The organism is Synechococcus sp. Cu2B8-bc1011, from assembly GCF_047302735.1.
In the GTDB taxonomy this organism is placed as follows: domain Bacteria; phylum Cyanobacteriota; class Cyanobacteriia; order PCC-6307; family Cyanobiaceae; genus Synechococcus_C.
Window position 1 is genome coordinate 375,218 of sequence record NZ_CP138915.1, and the last position, 16,650, is coordinate 391,867.

Sequence of the window (16,650 nt, forward strand, 5' to 3'; positions counted from 1 at the left end):
TCAGTGAAGGCACCGGCACAGACAGCATGCGGTGATCCCTCCATCCACGGGAATCCCAATGGAGGAGAGCCAGCTGGCAACGGCAATCAGGGGTTAACGGGAGAGACTGACGTCATCCTGCCGCTGCGTCATGCCTCGCCAAAACCGGATCGGCCTCACCGGAAATAATTGAAGCACTAAACACCTCTAAAGAAGCTTGAACCAAGTCTCTTCAGCAGTCCTAGAAAGCTTCTACAACCAAGAACTAAATGAACCAGAAAAAGAACAAGCCTTAGCGAAGAAAGCGTCTTAACGAGAGATCAGCGAACCCATCAGTGAGCAAAATCACAGCGATCTAAAAGCCAGATCACAACGCCAGCCAGCCAGCCAAGCGACCTTAAGGGGAGGAAGCATTCCACACCAACACCCTCCCAAAAGCAATGACCAGCAAGTTGCTCAAACAGGCAGCATTGGCATCAGTGAGCCTTTGCCTTGGACTGTCATCAGGCATCAATCAAGCACAAGCCAGCGCGCATCAAACCTCGCCAGAAGTCAACGTTCTCCGGAAATTCAACGCCAATCAAATCAAAGGTAAAATCAACATATCGGGCTACGAACTCAACCCAAACAGCATCAAATTACTCAACAGAAGCCTCAGAAGAAAAATCCAAAGCATCAAAGGCTTGAACAACCTGGCGACACTCAAGTCGGCAAACTCTGAAGTCCTAGAGCTGAACAAAGGCCTCATCATTCAATCCAAACTATCCTATTCTTTAAAGCCAGGAGCATGTGCAACATACAAATCAAAACTAAGCCGAGCAGGAATTCAATGCGGAAGCAAAGAAGACTTGAAGAGCTCGATCGCAAGCCTTTCAAGAAGGGGATCACCCAACTATATCAGCAACACAAACAAGAGAAGATTTGCAATAAAAAACCTTGAAAATAGTCAACTCGAGATCCTAAAAGAAACAAAAAAAGCACGCGCAGCTCTTGAAGATCCAGAAGTGATCAGCACACTCGGGGCCGCAACGGTCAAAAGACTAAAGAAGATGAGTGATGAAGACCTTGCCGTAGAAGTCCTCAACACAGCAGATCAAGTGATCGAAGAGACAGTGTTCATACCCAAAGCGGAGAGCTTCAAAAACCTTCGAAAAGTAGGCACACTTCAAGGGAACTCTCTCCGGAACATTACGAAGAATCTGTCAAAGCAAAAAATTACCAAATTACCGAAATATAAAATCCCCAAGAAGATTGCAAACCCTGCACCGGTCGACAGGTCCAGCACAAAAGAAGATATTTTCCTGACTGGCTTCACTTTTGGCAAGCAATATGAATGGCGCAAAAAATGGACAAAGTCTGTGAAGTGGTGCTGGACTGGATGCAAACGAACATACTACGTAGAACCATACGCAACATTTGGCTACGGACTAGGACTCAGGTTCCCAGTTAAAGCAAATTTAAGCTTCAACAGTGATGGGACACGAGCGAAGGTCACGCCTACCTTTACCCCGATCAATGCCAACAGTAGGCAGTACCGGCAGACAGGAATGCGCCAGAACCAAGTCTTCAATGGGCAAGAGCTTGTAGCAGAAATGAGCGCAAGAGCCGGCTTAAAAATGAAACTGCCATTCGTCGGCCGCAAAAGCATGAGTCGAGGGTATGACCGAGACTTAACAGACAATCTTCCTGCACCGTTCAGAAACGGACATTTCACTCCACCATCACCGGGCAGGCCTTTACCCGCCGCCGCTCCAGTTTTTTTAAGGGATATCGATCTCTTGGGTGGAGCAGCCGATTACGGAGTGGCCTATGCCAAGCTGCACCCAGGAATTAAAATGGATCTCAATTCCAACAGCCTTCAATTCAAACTAAAAGACAATGTTCGCAATCGAATCTATGCAGTCTCTAGTGGGCAGACAAGGGATTTAGGCATTCAGAACAATCGAAGCAGCGTCACACTTTTCAACCCCAAATACAATCTAGGGTTCAGGATCACACCCGGAGTCCAATATAATGTAGGGGTAGACTTTGCAGTCTGGGGAAAAAGCTGGAGAGATGAAATATGGATTCCACAACTCTCCATTACCCTTCCCCCAGGAGGTGCAGACTTTAGTTGTCACGCCAATACACAATGTTCTCGAACCTATAGCTTTCAAGCGAGCTAGCAGGAAGCAGCAACTCAATACAAATACACAACCTCAACATCTAAAGCTTCCGGTGCAAGCACCGGAAGCTTTTTCGTAAGCGTGCATAACAAGGACAATCGGCTCACTCCTTTGACTGTTGATCGCCTCTTAATCCTCATTTCAGAGGATTTTGATACTTATTCCCCTAGCCCATCGTCACCTATCCCTGGCAGTTAAAACCTCTACAGAACAACCCGTTACCCATCCTGTGAGCAACATCACAACTCACCGTGACCGCGCTCAACAACTCGAAGCTCAATAAAGGCGATCTTGAGTTCAGCGGCGAACAACGCCGACTCTCCTCACACACCATGAAACGCTCACTTCCTCTTCTTTCTGCTTTAACGCTAGGCTCCTCTGCTCTCCTTTGTGCTTCAGTATCTCAGGCGAAGGCGATGGCCATCGCCTTCGATTGTTTCAATCGTGAAACCGAGCAACTCGTTGCACGCAGCTCCGTAGACATGACCACCATGGCAGTAACCTGCCTTCCCGTTTCTCAATCGGCAAGTCACAGCTCCGAGAACAATGATGATGGAATCATCCATATCTCCAATGAAGAGAATACTTCCTCAGAGGATTGGGATGATGAAGATTATCTTGATAATACAGCAGAAGACGACAACTTAGCTGATCAGTCTGAGTTCGACGATAACAATGACTTTGATGACGATGACTACACAGAGGAAGACATCGCCGACAACTCGGAATATGAAAATCCCAGCAGCGGTGACCAGCTCGGCGAGGCCCTCGGAAACCACCTCGGCAAACTCATTGGCCAAGGTTTTGCTGATCTCTTAAATAAATAAAAAACAACAATCTCAAAAGAGAAATTGTCAAATTCCACCAAAACCTAAAGGAAGGTCAAATTGCGCACATGCGCGACGTGTCTTCAATCACATTCAAATTACACACTTACCAAGCACAGCCATGATCACGACAAAGCTCCTACTAACAACAGCAGCGGTAACCAGCACTGCCAGCATCCTTGCCGCAAGTATGGCCAGCCCAGCTGAGGCAACTCCTTCAAGACAACAAATTTTGACTGCTGCCGCAAGGCTGACCCAAGAAGGATGTGATGTCAGATTATTTCCAACAACCAACAATCCCACTCTTGGTCTTTCATGCAGCAATGAGAGTGTCTCAAACCTACTCAATCCGTATTTATCAGAATCAGGATTTAGAATCTATTCCACAGGATGGTCAGGAGATACCAAATTAGATTGGCGGATTGGCCCGCAAGAAATTAGAAGTATTAACTTCAGACAACCAGGCTCACGAACAACACGACTGGGGCCAGGTAAGTTAGGACAATGGGGAGGAACATTTTCTCCTTACGACGCACGAATTCGAATTAGCCCCGCTATCAGCAGTGGTAGGGAATCTATCTCTCCGATTCGCGGCGGTTTCAAGCTCACAATCCCACTATCACGAGCAACCCTTCGCTGCGAAGGTGATCCTGTCGGCCCTGGTGGATGGATTGACCGTGCCTGCCCTGATCTTTCCTGGAATAACGGCAAAATCTATGCCAACCTCATTCTGAATCGAGATCTTTCACTTTCCAGGAGCTCCAACATTTCAATCTCAGGGTCCTGGGACCTCGGAGGTATCGACAGATTTGTATCAGACCGCTGGGCGAATAACAAAGTGAGCAACCTGGCAACCACCGGACTCAACGCAATTATTCCTGCCGTCAACAACAAAATCAACAAATTCACGAAAGCTTCAATCATCAGCAAATATGCTGGAATGCCACAAAATTGCATCAACCTTGACTACACTAACGATCGCTTAAATATCTCCATTCCCGTTGACGCGTCACGTCATAGACGCTGCGCCAATGCACTTGGGATCCCAGCTGTGACGGCCTCCGGAGGGTCAAGCACTGGCGGAACACAGGGGAACGATACCGCTTGTGCTAACCGCAAAACAGCCATGGGGATCTGGAGCTTTAGAGATCGTTCACGTAACAAATATGTCCGAGGTGGCGTCACAGCGGAAGGAAGAAATGACCTCGTCGGAGCGCTTGCTTCAAGAGTCAGCAACCCCAAGAAAGCTTGGGAAACGTTCAAGCTCTACTCCATTCCAGGAGTCGAAGGCGGCCGTCGGATCCAAAACACGATTGATGGACGATGGCTCGAAACTGTCAATGCAACCAACACCCTTCTTCTTCATGGACCTGTAAGGCGCTGCCGCACCTCAAACAAAGATATGCAATGGCGTGTCATTTCAGTTCCAGGGCAGCGTGGCATTTACAAGCTTCAAAGCCTTCGCAATAACAAGTTTGTCCAAGTCACAAGAAATGGCTTACTCAAAGCGAATGCCACTCGGTCTCAGGCAACTCGCTTTGGATGGAGAAAGTACTAACGAGATCAACAGCATACAATCAAAAGGAGAGCATCAATCTCAATTCAATCACCCCCTTTTCTGGGGGGTTTTTTATGTCTGAGATCATTCTCACAATCGAGCCAAACAATTCACATCCCCTTAAATCAATCCCACCCGGGCAATAGCATTAGCTCTAACAACGACTCCGCAATTAGATCTGACGAACAAGACATACTCTGCCATGACACTCGTCTTTATCACAACGCCTTTAAATTGAGATAAAACTCGCCTTCAAATTCAGGTGCACGACCATGTGGACAAAGGCTTTCATAAAAAAGCATGGATCCCGGCTTAAATAACACCAGATGATGAACAGCTTCGTGATCAATGAAACCCAAGGGCCAGGGGTGATTGGACTGATCAGCCACATGAACAATGCAGCTCACCACGTGGGTATCCACCCGATCGCGATACACATGCAACCAAGACCCAGATCCATAACTACGAACGCCATAGCCCCAGCTTTGCTCGAGCGGCTGCCCAACCCACTGCTCCATCCATGAGAGAACTGGTCATAGGCCAGTTTCATTAACTCCGCAAACATCGGCGAATAACGCAGATCCGGTGTTTTGAATCGCACGGATGAGATCCCCAAAACAACCTCGGCTTCGAAAGACGGATCCAGCCGAGCGTCTTCCTGAACCGGTTCAAATGACATCGCCTTATACTCATCCTCCAGAGCGTTTTGCAGACACTGTGGAGTTGCAAGCAACCGAAAGGAAGTTGATACTAAACGGGAGGGGGGTAGAACTAGAACTCTTCAGGCTGAGGTAGGACTCAACTAAATCATAAATCAGGGGAAGTTCAGATCTAAACCTCCCGAATAATTTGATTATCAACTACGCAGCCCAACAAGTCTCAACCTTTGAGCTTCTGACTGAGAATCTGATTGGCCAATTTAGGGTCAGCCTTACCACCGGTTTTCTTCATCAGCTGACCAACAAAGAAGCCTTGCAATTTGTTTTTTCCGCCACGAAATGCTTCGACCTCATCAGGATGGGCGACAAGAAGCTCTTCAACAATCGCGGTGATCGCTGCTGGATCACTGATCATCCCGAGCCCTCGCTCATCAACGATCGCCTTGGGTGAACCACCCTTTTCGAGCAATTCAGGAAGAAGTTCCTTGGCAATCTTGCCGCTGATTTTGCCGCCATCGATCAACGTCACCATTTCCGCCAGCTGATCAGGACGGAAGGGGAGTTCTGCGTAACTCAGCCGGTGGCTGTTGACGTGTGCAGCAATATCACCAGTGATCCAGTTGGCGGCCAATTTGGGATCAGCATCAGCCGCGACGACAGCCTCGAAATAGTCCGCCATCGGACGCTCGTCTGTAAGGACACGAGCGTCGTACTGGGACAGACCTAAGTCATCGGCATAGCGATGACGTTTGGCCGCTGGCAGCTCTGGCAGTTCACTCCTCCAGGCTTTGCGCTGATCAACGCTCACCTCAATCGGACCAAGATCCGGATCAGGGAAATAACGGTAATCGCTTGCTCCCTCCTTGCTTCGCATGCTCTTGGTGAGCTGTTTGCTCTCGTCCCAGAGGCGCGTTTCCTGAATAATCGGCTCACCGGATTCGTAGGCCTTGATCTGACGCTGGATCTCGTACTCGCAAGCCTTCTGGATGGCAGAAAAGGAGTTCATGTTCTTGATTTCCACCTTCGTACCGAAGGGTGCATCAGGGCCCCGTCGCACAGAGATATTGACGTCGCAACGCAAGGAGCCCTCCTGCATATTTCCATCACTCACACCCAGATAGCGCATGATCCGGCGGATCTCAGATGCGTATTCCGCCGCTTCCCTGCCGTTGCGTAAATCGGGCTTGCTCACAATCTCGGCGAGGGCCACACCAGCACGGTTGTAGTCCACTAAGGAATGCGTTGAGCCCGCCAGGCGATCACTTCCGGCGTGCACCAACTTGCCGGCATCCTCCTCCATATGCAGGCGCTCGATTCCGATCTTTTTCAGATAGGTGTCTTTGCCTTTCTCGGCAACTTCCACCTCGATCCAACCCTCTTCTGCAATCGGCTCATCAAATTGAGTGATTTGATAGTTCTTAGGAAGGTCTGGATAGAAATATTGCTTGCGATCAAATTTGCAGTGCTCAGCAATGTTCAGGTTCAGTCCCATCGAAGCCTTAACGGCATACTCGAGCACTTTTCGATTCAAAACTGGAAGCGTCCCAGGGAGGCCACACACCACTGGATCGATATGGGTGTTGGGGTCATCCCCGTAAGCAGTGGATGCGGACGTGAAAATCTTGCTGTTGGTCCCCAACTGCACATGGGTCTCAAGACCGATCACGGCCTCCCAAGCCAGTTCCGTTGCTGCAGGTGCCGCCATCAGCTTTGAGCGTTCTCTAACCATCCCAATCCTATGGAAGAGACGGAGCCGCCATCCTGTTGAGAGAACTTCGGCGTAATGAAGCTGCTGAATCAACCATGAGCAATGAGCAAGTGCTGATCCTTGGCGGCGGACTTATGGGCCTAGCAATCGCCCATCAGCTGGCCCGGCGCGGCTGTTCCGTCACCGTGCTCAGCCGACGGCGGAACGAAGCCGCCGGGTTTGTGGCAGCAGGAATGCTGGCCCCCCACGCCGAAGGGTTGACTGGCGATCTGTTGCGACTTGGCCAACTGAGCCAGGAGCGGATTCCCCACTGGGTGGCACAGATTGAAGCCGACAGTGGGCTGCCCTGCGGCCTGCGCGCCACAGGAATTGTTGTGCCCTTCAAGGATGCAAAAGAGCGGGATCGTTATGCGACCGCCGCCTTTGGCGAAGCCCTGAACAGACAACGCCTCGAGCAGCTGCTCCCTGGCATCGCACCGGCCTGGCAGGCCGGTCTGCTGTTTGACCAAGACGGGCAAATAGACAATCGCCGCCAACTCATGCGCGCCTTAGAGAGTGCTTGCGTCGACCGGGGTGTGAACTTTCAGGAAGGGGTGGAGGTTCTCAACCTCCTGAAACATGACGGTCGCCTTCATGGCGTTCAAACCCGTGATTCAGAAGGCCTGCTTTCGACTTTGACATGTACGAAGGCCGTTCTCTGCAGCGGAGCCTGGAGTGCCCAGCTTCTTCCTGAATTACCGGTGTTTCCAGTGAAGGGGCAAATGGTGTCACTCCAAACCCCAAGAGGCGCCCTCAGACATGTGATCTTTGGGCCGGGCACCTATTTAGTCCCTAGGGAGGATGGTCTGGTGGTGGTAGGAGCCACCTCAGAACCAGAGGCTGGCTTCAATGAAGGATTGACGCCCCAAGGACAAAAAAGTCTCAACCAAGGGATCGCTGCGCTGCTTCCCGATGCTGTGAACTGGCCACCGATGGAGCGTTGGTGGGGATTTCGTCCCTGCACTCCGGACGAGGGCCCACTGCTGGGGCAAGGCCCAATCCCTGGGCTTTGGCTGGCCTGCGGCCATCACCGCAATGGCGTCTTGCTCGCAGCAATTACAACTGAATTATTGGCTGACGCCATCACTCATCAAGCCACAAGCTCTGAAGCCACAAGGATGCTTCATGCGTTCCGCTGGGACCGTTTTGCTGACTGAGTCACTCCAAAGAAGGCCCCCGGACAATCGTCCCGAGGGCAAACAGGCCAGAAACCGATGAGATCAGAGCGCTCAGCCCTCGACGCGCCAGCTTTGATCAGAAGGCGTCCAATCGCTCAATTCAGAGGGCTGGAACCAAAGCCCAATCTCAAATTCAGCAGTTTCTGGTGCATCAGAACCGTGAATCACATTGCGGCCAATGTTGATGGCCAAGTCGCCCCGAATGGTGCCAGGCTCAGCCTCCAAAGGCTTGGTGGCGCCAATCAGTTTGCGCGCGCTGGTGATCACACCATCGCCTTCCCAGACCATCGCCACCACAGGGCCTGATGTGATGAAGTCCACCAAACCAGCAAAGAAAGGGCGCTCTTTATGCACTCCGTAGTGCTGTTCAGCCAGCTCACGGCTCGGGGTGAGCTGCTTCAGACCCACCAGTTTGAAACCCTTGCGCTCAAAGCGACCCAGGATCTCGCCCACTAGACCGCGTTGAACGCCGTCGGGTTTGATAGCAATAAAAGAGCGTTCGGCAGCCATAACGTTGAAAAAACCGTCGCCATCGTCAACGCCAGATGCCCTAATTGGCAAGCGCAAGACTGGCAATGGGGTTGAAGCTCCTTAGATTTCCCCCATCTGATTGATCTCCGTTCCCATGGTGCTCGCCGATTCCATCACCTGGACGGGGAGCGATAGCGCCCAGCTTTATGGGCTGGAGCGCTGGGGTGATCCTTATTTCTCGATCAACCCACGCGGACATGTCAGTGTGCAGCCACGCGGAGACCGTAGCGGAAGCCTTGATCTGATGGAGCTGGTGGCTGGCCTGCAGGACCGCAGCCTTGGACTCCCCCTCCTGATCCGCTTCGACGACATCCTTGAAGACAGATTGGAACGCCTGCACGCTGCATTTGAACGGGCGGTTACTCGCTACGACTACGCGGGGCGTTATCAAGGCGTCTTCCCCGTGAAGTGCAACCAACAGCGCCACGTTGTGGAAGAGCTTGTGACCTGCGGAAGGCGCTGGCATTTCGGTTTAGAGGCAGGCAGCAAAGCCGAACTCCTGATCGCTCTCTCTTTGATGGACGATCCTGAGGCCCTTCTGATCTGTAACGGCTACAAAGATCAGCGATACATCGAAACCGCGATTTTGGCCAGACGGCTTGGCCGAAGGCCTGTCGTGGTGATCGAACAACCGGACGAAGTACAACGCATCATCGATGCAAGTCAGGAGCTCGGAGCCGCACCGCTCATCGGCATTCGCGCTCGGCTCTCCAGCCGAAGCACCGGACGTTGGGGTAGCTCTGTAGGGGATAAAGCGAAATTTGGGCTGCCTGCTCCCGAGATCATTGCCGCAGTTGAGGCCCTACGGGACGCCAACCTGCTCAGCGAACTGCGCCTGCTGCATTTCCATGTAGGCAGCCAAATCAATGACATCGCTGTCGTTAAAGATGCCTTACAGGAAGCCTCGCGCCTGTATGTGGAACTGCATGCCCTTGGAGCCCCAATGGGCTACCTAGATGTAGGCGGTGGTCTCGGAATCGACTACGACGGCAGTCGCACCTCTACGGCGGCCTCGACCAACTACTCCCTGCAGAACTACGCCAATGATGTTGTCGCGACCGTGAAAGAGGGGTGCGAGCCCAATAACGTTCCCGTGCCAACACTCGTCAGCGAAAGCGGTCGAGCGATTGCGAGTCATTTCTCAGTGCTGGTGTTCAACGTTCTGGGTAGCGGTGGCCTCCAACAACCAGCACCTCCTGTTGAACAGGATGAACCCCTGATCGTTCGCAATCTGCGTGAAACCTTTCAAGGCATCCAAGCCTTACCCACCGAAACTCCTGTTGACCCCTCTCGCCTGCAAGAAGCCTGGAACGATGCGCTCAAGTTCAAAGAAGATTCTTTAGCAGCGTTCCGGCTCGGCTATCTGAGCTTGAAAGAACGAAGCATGGCGGAGCAACTCACCTGGGCATGCGCCAGGGCCTTGCTCGATCGTCTACACGATGTAGCGAAACTGCCCGACGACCTCAAAACACTGCCAGCCGTCTTGGCAGAGACCTACTACGCCAACCTTTCGATTTTTCGCTCCGCTCCTGACACCTGGGCCATCCAGCAACTCTTCCCTGTGATGCCACTGCATCGTCTCAACGAAAAACCCACACGTCTCGGTCATTTCGCCGATTTAACGTGCGACTCCGATGGCAAGCTGAATCGATTCATCAACGATGGGCAGAACAAGCCCCTGCTCGAACTTCATCCCCTCAAGCCACATGAGCCCTATCTGATCGGGATGTTTCTCGGTGGTGCTTATCAAGAAGTGATGGGCAATCTGCACAACTTGTTCGGCAGCACTGATGCCGCTCACATTCGGCTAGCCCCAGGAGGCGACTACCAAGTCGATCATGTCGTGCGTGGCGACACCAACGCCGACGTACTGGAAATGATGGAACATGACCCAGTTCAACTCCTGGAACGACTGCGCATGGCCAGTGAGAAAGCAATCAGCAGCGGCACATTACGCATCCATGAATCAAGACGATTGATGGATCACCTCGAAATCAGTCTGCGCCAGAGCACCTATTTACAAAGCTGAATCAACCCGCACTCAAAGCCACCAATGTGCAGATGGTTCATCGCATTTCGCTTCGATCAAATTCCCTGAGGCCATCGTCAAAGAGCGACTGGCTAGGCAAACTGGATCATCCACACATTTGTAATGCACCTCAAATTGCGCGAGCGTCTGCAAAATTTGAGAATGGTGGCCGCTCTAGCCAGCTTTCTTAAAACCCCAGGGTCTTTAGACAGCGTTTTTGCTGTAGCAGACAGTGTTAAAGACGGTCCTCTTGGTGAACAAGCCCTTCGCCACCTTCTCTCTGACAGACACTTCAAAGCCCTTGTTGATGAAGAGTGGAGACCGGAGCGAATTGATCTGCAAAATTTACAAACCCTGCCGGAGGGCAGCCTCGGACGTTGCTATGCCGATCAACTCATTAGCCAAGGCATCACTCCCGACACCTTGATCGATCCAACACCAGTCACCAATGCCAATGAGTTCGTTGTTCACAGGGTCAGGGAAACCCACGACATCGTTCATGTACTGACCGGTTTTGGCCTTGACGGGGATAGTGAAATAGGCCTTCAGGGCTTCAATCTCGCGCAGAATCGATCCCCAGTGGCGGTGATGCTCATTTTTGGGGCGATGCTCAGCAGCCTTCAAAACGATGAACCACTTGAGCCACTACTCCGCGCACTTGCCCACGGATTTCAGATGGGCCTGAATGCAGATCTGGTGATCGGCCGCAAGCTGGAGGAAGGCTGGGAACGTCCACTCAACGACTGGCGTGAAGAGCTGAAATTACCCGTAGACAACCACGCATGAACCCGGAGAAACAACTGTATTCAACTTATTAACTTTGGTCTGTCTTGCTTATGAGTCAACGATGAAGTTCACGCTCAACGGTTCTATCAAACTAAGCGAAGGATGTCAGTTCGATGATCTAAATTGCCTACAAAAAGGCCGGCAAATAGTTTCAAAACATGAGTGGATTGATTTTATCTATCAGCGGCGAATGATCCATCGTCTGCCATAAACGCAGTACAAAGCAAAGCGCTAACGGAGATCCCTCAATTTCATGGCGTTCAGCTGGGTCGAGGCAAGAAGAATGCATTTCACCAGGCTTGTTCCAGCATGATCCCTTATCAGGAGAAGGGGAGGCTCACGATGGCTGTCGAGCAACTATTCAAAATGAACGTTGTTTAGAGAGTTCAACATCTTCAGTTCAGCCAAGGAAGTAACAGCAAGTTGACCGATCTCAGATCCTGATCAAGAGCAACACCCAAATCAACTTGCAGAGCACATGAAGGCTCTGATCCCAGGCCAGAGTGAAGCGATAACGAGCTTTCAACCAATCAAGGATGGCGTGCATCAGCGTTTCCAGAGCTCCAAGCAAGGGAATCCCAGTCAGAAGAGCAACCGCAAGCCCGTGGGTTGCAGCATGAGAAGCCAGCCACCAACTCCAATGCAGCGTGCGGTCGCGTCCTGGAATCTTCTCAACTGCCATGCGATCGCTCTGCAGCACAAAATCACAGACGAAATGAGCAAGCACTAACACGATCAGAAGATTGAGTGATTCCAACGCAGATGCCGACTAAGGCTGCAGCCGCTATAGCAGAAGAGGCCGTTCAAAGAGTTCAGCATGGAGGGCGTCCAACCCCGACTGAGTGAGCTGCTGGTCACTCACTTAAAAGAGCTCAAGGCCGTATCCCAGCTTTACGACAGCGGGGATGTTGTCATCGAAAAGCAGAAAAGTGCGGATGAAATCCTGCTGGTCATGAGTGGAGAGCTAAGCGTGGAGATCGGCCTGCAACGGGAGCTAGCCCGCGTCAAAGCGGGGGAAATGCTTGGGGAGATGGGTCTATCCGGCAATAACCGACACTGCGCAACAGTTCGAGTGCACCAAGGTCCCGCAGAAATTGTTCGAGTCAACGCGGATGCCCTGCTTCGCCTCGCCCTCTTTGATGGCGATCTTGCGTTGGAAATGCTCGCCCTAACCAGCGCCCGCTGCAAGCAAGGCAATCAGCTCATCACGTTGCTGTTGGACTCGATCCAGGCTCTCTCTGAAGGCAACGCAATTGAACTCCAAACATGTCTGAACCAATTACAAGCCGAAGCAGGCTGTTTCCGGACTGCCGCCAAACAATTAGCCGGAATCGAGGAGCGTTGTCGCCAGTGAGGCTCTAGCAACACATGAAACCTGTGAGTGGGGTCAAACATTGGCTCAAAACAAATAGCGCCATCCTGATCCTCAGCGGAGGAATCGCGATTGCAGCCGGAGTCGGACAAGACGCACTGCGCCAGGGAGAACTGTGGTTCACGGACTGGGCTCTGGAATTTTCCGGTCCTAGAAGGGTGCCGAACAAAGTGATGATTGTCGCCATTGACGATTTCAGCCTGCAACAGGCAGCCAACGCCGATCTCAGCAATGACCCGGCACTTCAAAAATTGCTTGAATGGCCATGGCCTCGAAGCACCTACGCACTGGTGCTGGACCGCCTGATCGAAAGCGGGGCCAAAACGATTGGATTCGATTTGTTGTTTGATACCCCAAGTAGTCATGGAAGGGAAGACGACGCTGTCTTTGCGGCAAGCCTTCAACGTCACGTCAACCACGTGGTTTTAGGCGTGCAGGCCCTGAGCAGCGAAGGGCCTGTCGCCGGTCTTTCTTTGCTCGACCTCACCCCAACATTGAAAGACGCACATCCTTTGATCAGACGTGGGCTACTCAATGGCCGCCCAGATCCTGATGGTGTATTACGCAAACCCCCAGGCATCACCAGCCTGAATTTACGCAAGCAACTTGGACCAGCTGTACCGCCAGGTATGGCATCAGAGATCTTGAAAAAGCCACCGGCTAATCCAAAAACTGGAATCCCACTGCTGGCACCTTATGGGCCACCGCGCACCATCCCCACACATTCGATCTGGGAATTGCTTGAGCCAAAGGCCTATGCCGCACTCCAACAATCAGGAAAACTCCAAGATGCAGTAGTGCTGATAGGTCCCACAGCAGCAGTGTTTCAAGACCTACACCGCAGCGTCTTCTCGGGCGCCGTGGGAATGCCGGGAGTTGAACTTCATGCCACTGAAGTTGCCAACCATCTGGAAGGACGCAGCCTCCAATTTGTGCAACTCATCCCGGGTTGGAACCTCATCCTCGCGGCCCTCGCCTGTGGTTTGGGACTTGCCATCAGCGGTTTGGAACGTCCCTTGCAACGCTTGGGCATTGCGGCGGTCACAACCGTTGGATCGCTCCTCATTGGGGTGGTTTTGGTCACCAAAGCCTGGGTGGTGCTTCCGCTCGGAAGTATCGCTTTAACCATCCTTGCCACAGGAATCGTCTCCAGCGCTGACGCAACTGTGAAGCTGCAATGGCAGCGCCGACGACTTCGCAACACACTGGGTCGCTATCTGTCCCCAGCGGTTGCCGCTGAAATTGCAGACCAACCAGACAATGCCGATGTCTTACTGCAAGGTCGGCTTGTCGATGTCGTGGTGCTGATGAGCGACATCCGTGGATTCACAGCTTTTACGCAAGCCATGACGGAGAAGGGAGAAGTCCACGGACTCGTGAACCGACTCAATACCTATTTCAGCGAGATCGTTGATGCGGTTCATGCTCAGCAAGGCAGCGTGGATAAGTTCATCGGAGATGCAACGCTTGCCGTCTTTGGTGCTCCACTCCAACGCAGCGGCGCCGCGAATGCAGAGGCAGGCGTTAAAACCGCGATCGCCATTCAGCAACGCCTAGAACAACTGAATCAGGAGTGGATTGCGAGTGGACAAGAGCCCTGGGCACAAGTCATTGTTCTCAGTTATGGATGGGTCGTGAGCGGCAATATTGGAAGCAGCAGTCGTATGGATTACACGGTGATTGGAGATGCGGTGAACACAGCCAGTCGACTCGAACAAATCGCAAAGCAATGCAACCGCACAATCGTGATGAGCGAAGCCGTAGCAGAGTTACTTGAGAATCAATGGCCTCTGGACGATCTCGGTGAATTTCCGATCAGAGGACAAGAGCCTCAACGTGTGTTCGCCCTAAAAACCGTCACCAAGTCGTCGCAGAAGCCAGGCACTTACACCTAAGTGGTCTGTAGCGAATCAAAACTGATGAATTTGCGCCAAAGCCTGCTCGGTCTGCTGGCGGTCTCGTCCCTGACCATGCCTGCTATGGCTGCACCTTTTCAAAACGCCACGGTCCGGCGGATCCTGGACGGGAAGGAAGTGTTCATCGACAAAACACCGGCTCGGGTCGATCAAACGGCAGGGAATGGTCAGGAACTCAGTACGGGGAAGAGTCGAGCGGAGCTGCTGTTTGATCGCCGTGCCCTTGGATTTCTTGGAAATAACAGTCTGATCAAACTCGGAGAAGAGTGCTTCCGGCTCGACAAAGGCCAGGTTCTCATTAATGGGCCGCAAAACAGTTGCCTGGGCACCAAGGTGCTGGGAATTCGTGGCACAACTTATGTTCTGAGTGCCCTGGATGAGGGTGGGTATCGCCTTTCTGTTTTGAGTGGCGAAGCAATCATCTCCGATCAAGGATTACAAGAAATCGATCAAAACAGCCCAGACATTCTTGAACAGTACCCCCGTCTCAACCCTGTGATCGGCTTTGGCTCAAGTGCCTGGGGCAGCAATGCCAGTGGGAGCACACTCGGGCAGGCGGCAGGTCTCATCCTTGGGGAAGCCTCTTTCTTCTTACCTCTCCGTCAAAGCGAAGGCAGCAAAGTTCTTTATAACTACTCCACAGCAAGCAGCAATTTCGATAGCTCCTGGGGAGCGAGCACTGAATTTGGATACAAGTGGTTCAACCCAAACAATCGCAGTATCAGCTCACTTCTTGTTGGCTACGACGCCTGGGAAACGTCGCAATGCGTTCATTCCCAGCTCGCCCTCGGAGGGCAATGGCAGAAAAAACGCTGGCAATTTGGTGTCACAGGGGGGATTCCTATTGATGATTGCGAAAACAACCTCGGATTTGCAATCGGTCAAATAGGAGTTCCCATCATCGATCTTGGTGAACAATCTGTTCTTCTCTCTCTATCTCCCTATGTGATGCATGGAATCGGCAACACCTATGGCGGAGGCAGAATCGGACTCAACGTTCCCGTCGGCGAGAGTGTCAACCTCTCGGCTTATGGTCAATACGACGAGCTCCTTGACACCGTCATCGGCGGGCAGATCAGCTATCGCTTCGGCACCAACGGAGGATTCGTTAACGACCCCAACATTCAGCCCACGCGGACTACCCCAATTCCCTGGCAATCAGCTGAATTCAATGAATTCAAAACAGGTCGTCCAATACAGCTGGCGTTAGGGGGTGATGCGTCCATGGTCAGACCACTCATCACAACAGCGTCTGGCTCTCTGGCCAATGAGCCCTCGGATCAGGAATCAGGCATTACCCTCCGATCCGGAGAAGAAGCTGTTTTTGATGCTGATGGAAATCTACTCAGCCGTAATGCAATGTCTCGAGAACAATTTGCCCAACTCGTGCTCGACAATATGAGCGGGCAAAACCTTTTGCCAGAAAGCCACGTCATCGGCTTGATCTATCAAGAGCTCTATGGCTTACCGAATCAAGAGCTGTTAGCGATTCTTGGATCAGATTGGCTTGTTGCAGCACGCAAGCCTTATCCCCGCCTACGAGCCGCTAATAACCTCGTCGTACCGGAGAACAAATTGCCGAAGGAAGAAGAAGAAGAAGAAGTCGAAGAAGAAGAAGTCGAAGAAGAAGAAGCTCAGGCTCAACCAATATCCATTCAATACGTTTGTGGAGGAGGAGGCACTAATCCCTCATTCGCCTACTACGTAGGAACCTCGGTAGGCGGACCTAGACCTGATGCGATCATATTCAGTGCGGAATCACCAAGCCAACCATCATGCCAAAACTTTCCGGCAGGAACTAGCGGTACTGAGCCAACATCACCGGAAATCATCAACCCCTAACTTGACTGACCTCACATCTCTAACCAGCAAATCGCAACGGCCACAAACGCATTTGCAAAGA

14 protein-coding genes are annotated in these 16,650 nt (G+C 52.0%); 10 read left to right on the forward strand and 4 right to left on the reverse strand.

What is annotated here, in order from left to right; translation table 11 throughout:
* Window positions 1-3: 3 nt before the first annotated feature.
* The 4 genes from SIC18_RS02030 (at window position 4) to SIC18_RS02045 (ending at window position 4,529) form a co-directional block, all read left to right on the forward strand.
* The gene (locus tag SIC18_RS02030; protein WP_413430035.1) at window positions 4-168 is read left to right on the forward strand and encodes a hypothetical protein; all 165 of its coding nucleotides are present in this window, start codon (window positions 4-6) and stop codon (window positions 166-168) included.
* Between the two features lie 251 nt (window positions 169-419).
* The gene (locus SIC18_RS02035; protein ID WP_413430036.1) at window positions 420-2,144 is read left to right on the forward strand and encodes a hypothetical protein; all 1,725 of its coding nucleotides are present in this window, start codon (window positions 420-422) and stop codon (window positions 2,142-2,144) included.
* A 251-nt stretch (window positions 2,145-2,395) separates the two neighbouring features.
* Window positions 2,396-2,971: a hypothetical protein gene (locus tag SIC18_RS02040; RefSeq protein WP_413430037.1), complete on the forward strand. Its 576-nt coding sequence runs from the start codon at window positions 2,396-2,398 to the stop codon at window positions 2,969-2,971.
* Between the two features lie 838 nt (window positions 2,972-3,809).
* The gene (locus SIC18_RS02045; RefSeq protein ID WP_413430038.1) at window positions 3,810-4,529 is read left to right on the forward strand and encodes a hypothetical protein; all 720 of its coding nucleotides are present in this window, start codon (window positions 3,810-3,812) and stop codon (window positions 4,527-4,529) included.
* A gap of 218 nt (window positions 4,530-4,747) precedes the next feature.
* On the opposite strand, the gene SIC18_RS02050 is transcribed toward SIC18_RS02045, so the two are convergent.
* Complete coding sequence (locus SIC18_RS02050; protein ID WP_413430039.1) at window positions 4,748-5,047, reverse strand: hypothetical protein; 300 nt, start codon at window positions 5,045-5,047, stop codon at window positions 4,748-4,750.
* Window positions 5,048-5,408: 361 nt separating this feature from the next.
* Complete coding sequence (gatB, locus tag SIC18_RS02055) at window positions 5,409-6,893, reverse strand: Asp-tRNA(Asn)/Glu-tRNA(Gln) amidotransferase subunit GatB (protein ID WP_413430040.1); 1,485 nt, start codon at window positions 6,891-6,893, stop codon at window positions 5,409-5,411.
* Window positions 6,894-6,991: 98 nt separating this feature from the next.
* Here gatB and thiO point away from each other — a divergent pair, with 98 nt between their 5' ends.
* Window positions 6,992-8,092 carry a glycine oxidase ThiO gene (gene thiO, locus SIC18_RS02060; protein ID WP_413430041.1) on the forward strand — a complete coding sequence of 367 codons (1,101 nt, stop codon included), beginning with the start codon at window positions 6,992-6,994 and terminating at the stop codon, window positions 8,090-8,092.
* A gap of 72 nt (window positions 8,093-8,164) precedes the next feature.
* Here the strand turns inward: thiO and ndk are convergent, their stop codons facing one another.
* Window positions 8,165-8,623, reverse strand: a complete 459-nt coding sequence (ndk, locus tag SIC18_RS02065; RefSeq protein ID WP_048347463.1) for a nucleoside-diphosphate kinase — start codon at window positions 8,621-8,623, stop codon at window positions 8,165-8,167.
* Window positions 8,624-8,738: 115 nt separating this feature from the next.
* Between ndk and speA the strand changes: the two genes are divergently transcribed.
* The gene (gene speA, locus SIC18_RS02070) at window positions 8,739-10,673 is read left to right on the forward strand and encodes a biosynthetic arginine decarboxylase (RefSeq protein ID WP_413430042.1); all 1,935 of its coding nucleotides are present in this window, start codon (window positions 8,739-8,741) and stop codon (window positions 10,671-10,673) included.
* A 123-nt stretch (window positions 10,674-10,796) separates the two neighbouring features.
* Window positions 10,797-11,459: a Coq4 family protein gene (locus SIC18_RS02075; protein WP_413430043.1), complete on the forward strand. Its 663-nt coding sequence runs from the start codon at window positions 10,797-10,799 to the stop codon at window positions 11,457-11,459.
* A gap of 433 nt (window positions 11,460-11,892) precedes the next feature.
* Here SIC18_RS02075 and SIC18_RS02080 read toward each other — a convergent pair whose 3' ends face one another.
* Complete coding sequence (locus SIC18_RS02080) at window positions 11,893-12,216, reverse strand: DUF3307 domain-containing protein (RefSeq protein WP_413430044.1); 324 nt, start codon at window positions 12,214-12,216, stop codon at window positions 11,893-11,895.
* 60 nt (window positions 12,217-12,276) lie between these two features.
* Here SIC18_RS02080 and SIC18_RS02085 point away from each other — a divergent pair, with 60 nt between their 5' ends.
* From SIC18_RS02085 to SIC18_RS02095, 3 genes are read left to right on the forward strand one after another with little or no spacing between them, the layout of a single operon-like run.
* Window positions 12,277-12,813, forward strand: a complete 537-nt coding sequence (locus SIC18_RS02085) for a cyclic nucleotide-binding domain-containing protein (protein WP_413430045.1) — start codon at window positions 12,277-12,279, stop codon at window positions 12,811-12,813.
* A gap of 14 nt (window positions 12,814-12,827) precedes the next feature.
* On the forward strand, window positions 12,828-14,726 hold the full coding sequence (locus tag SIC18_RS02090; RefSeq protein WP_413430046.1) for a CHASE2 domain-containing protein: 1,899 nt from the start codon (window positions 12,828-12,830) through the stop codon (window positions 14,724-14,726).
* Between the two features lie 24 nt (window positions 14,727-14,750).
* Window positions 14,751-16,589, forward strand: a complete 1,839-nt coding sequence (locus tag SIC18_RS02095; RefSeq protein WP_413430047.1) for a hypothetical protein — start codon at window positions 14,751-14,753, stop codon at window positions 16,587-16,589.
* Window positions 16,590-16,650 lie beyond the last annotated feature (61 nt).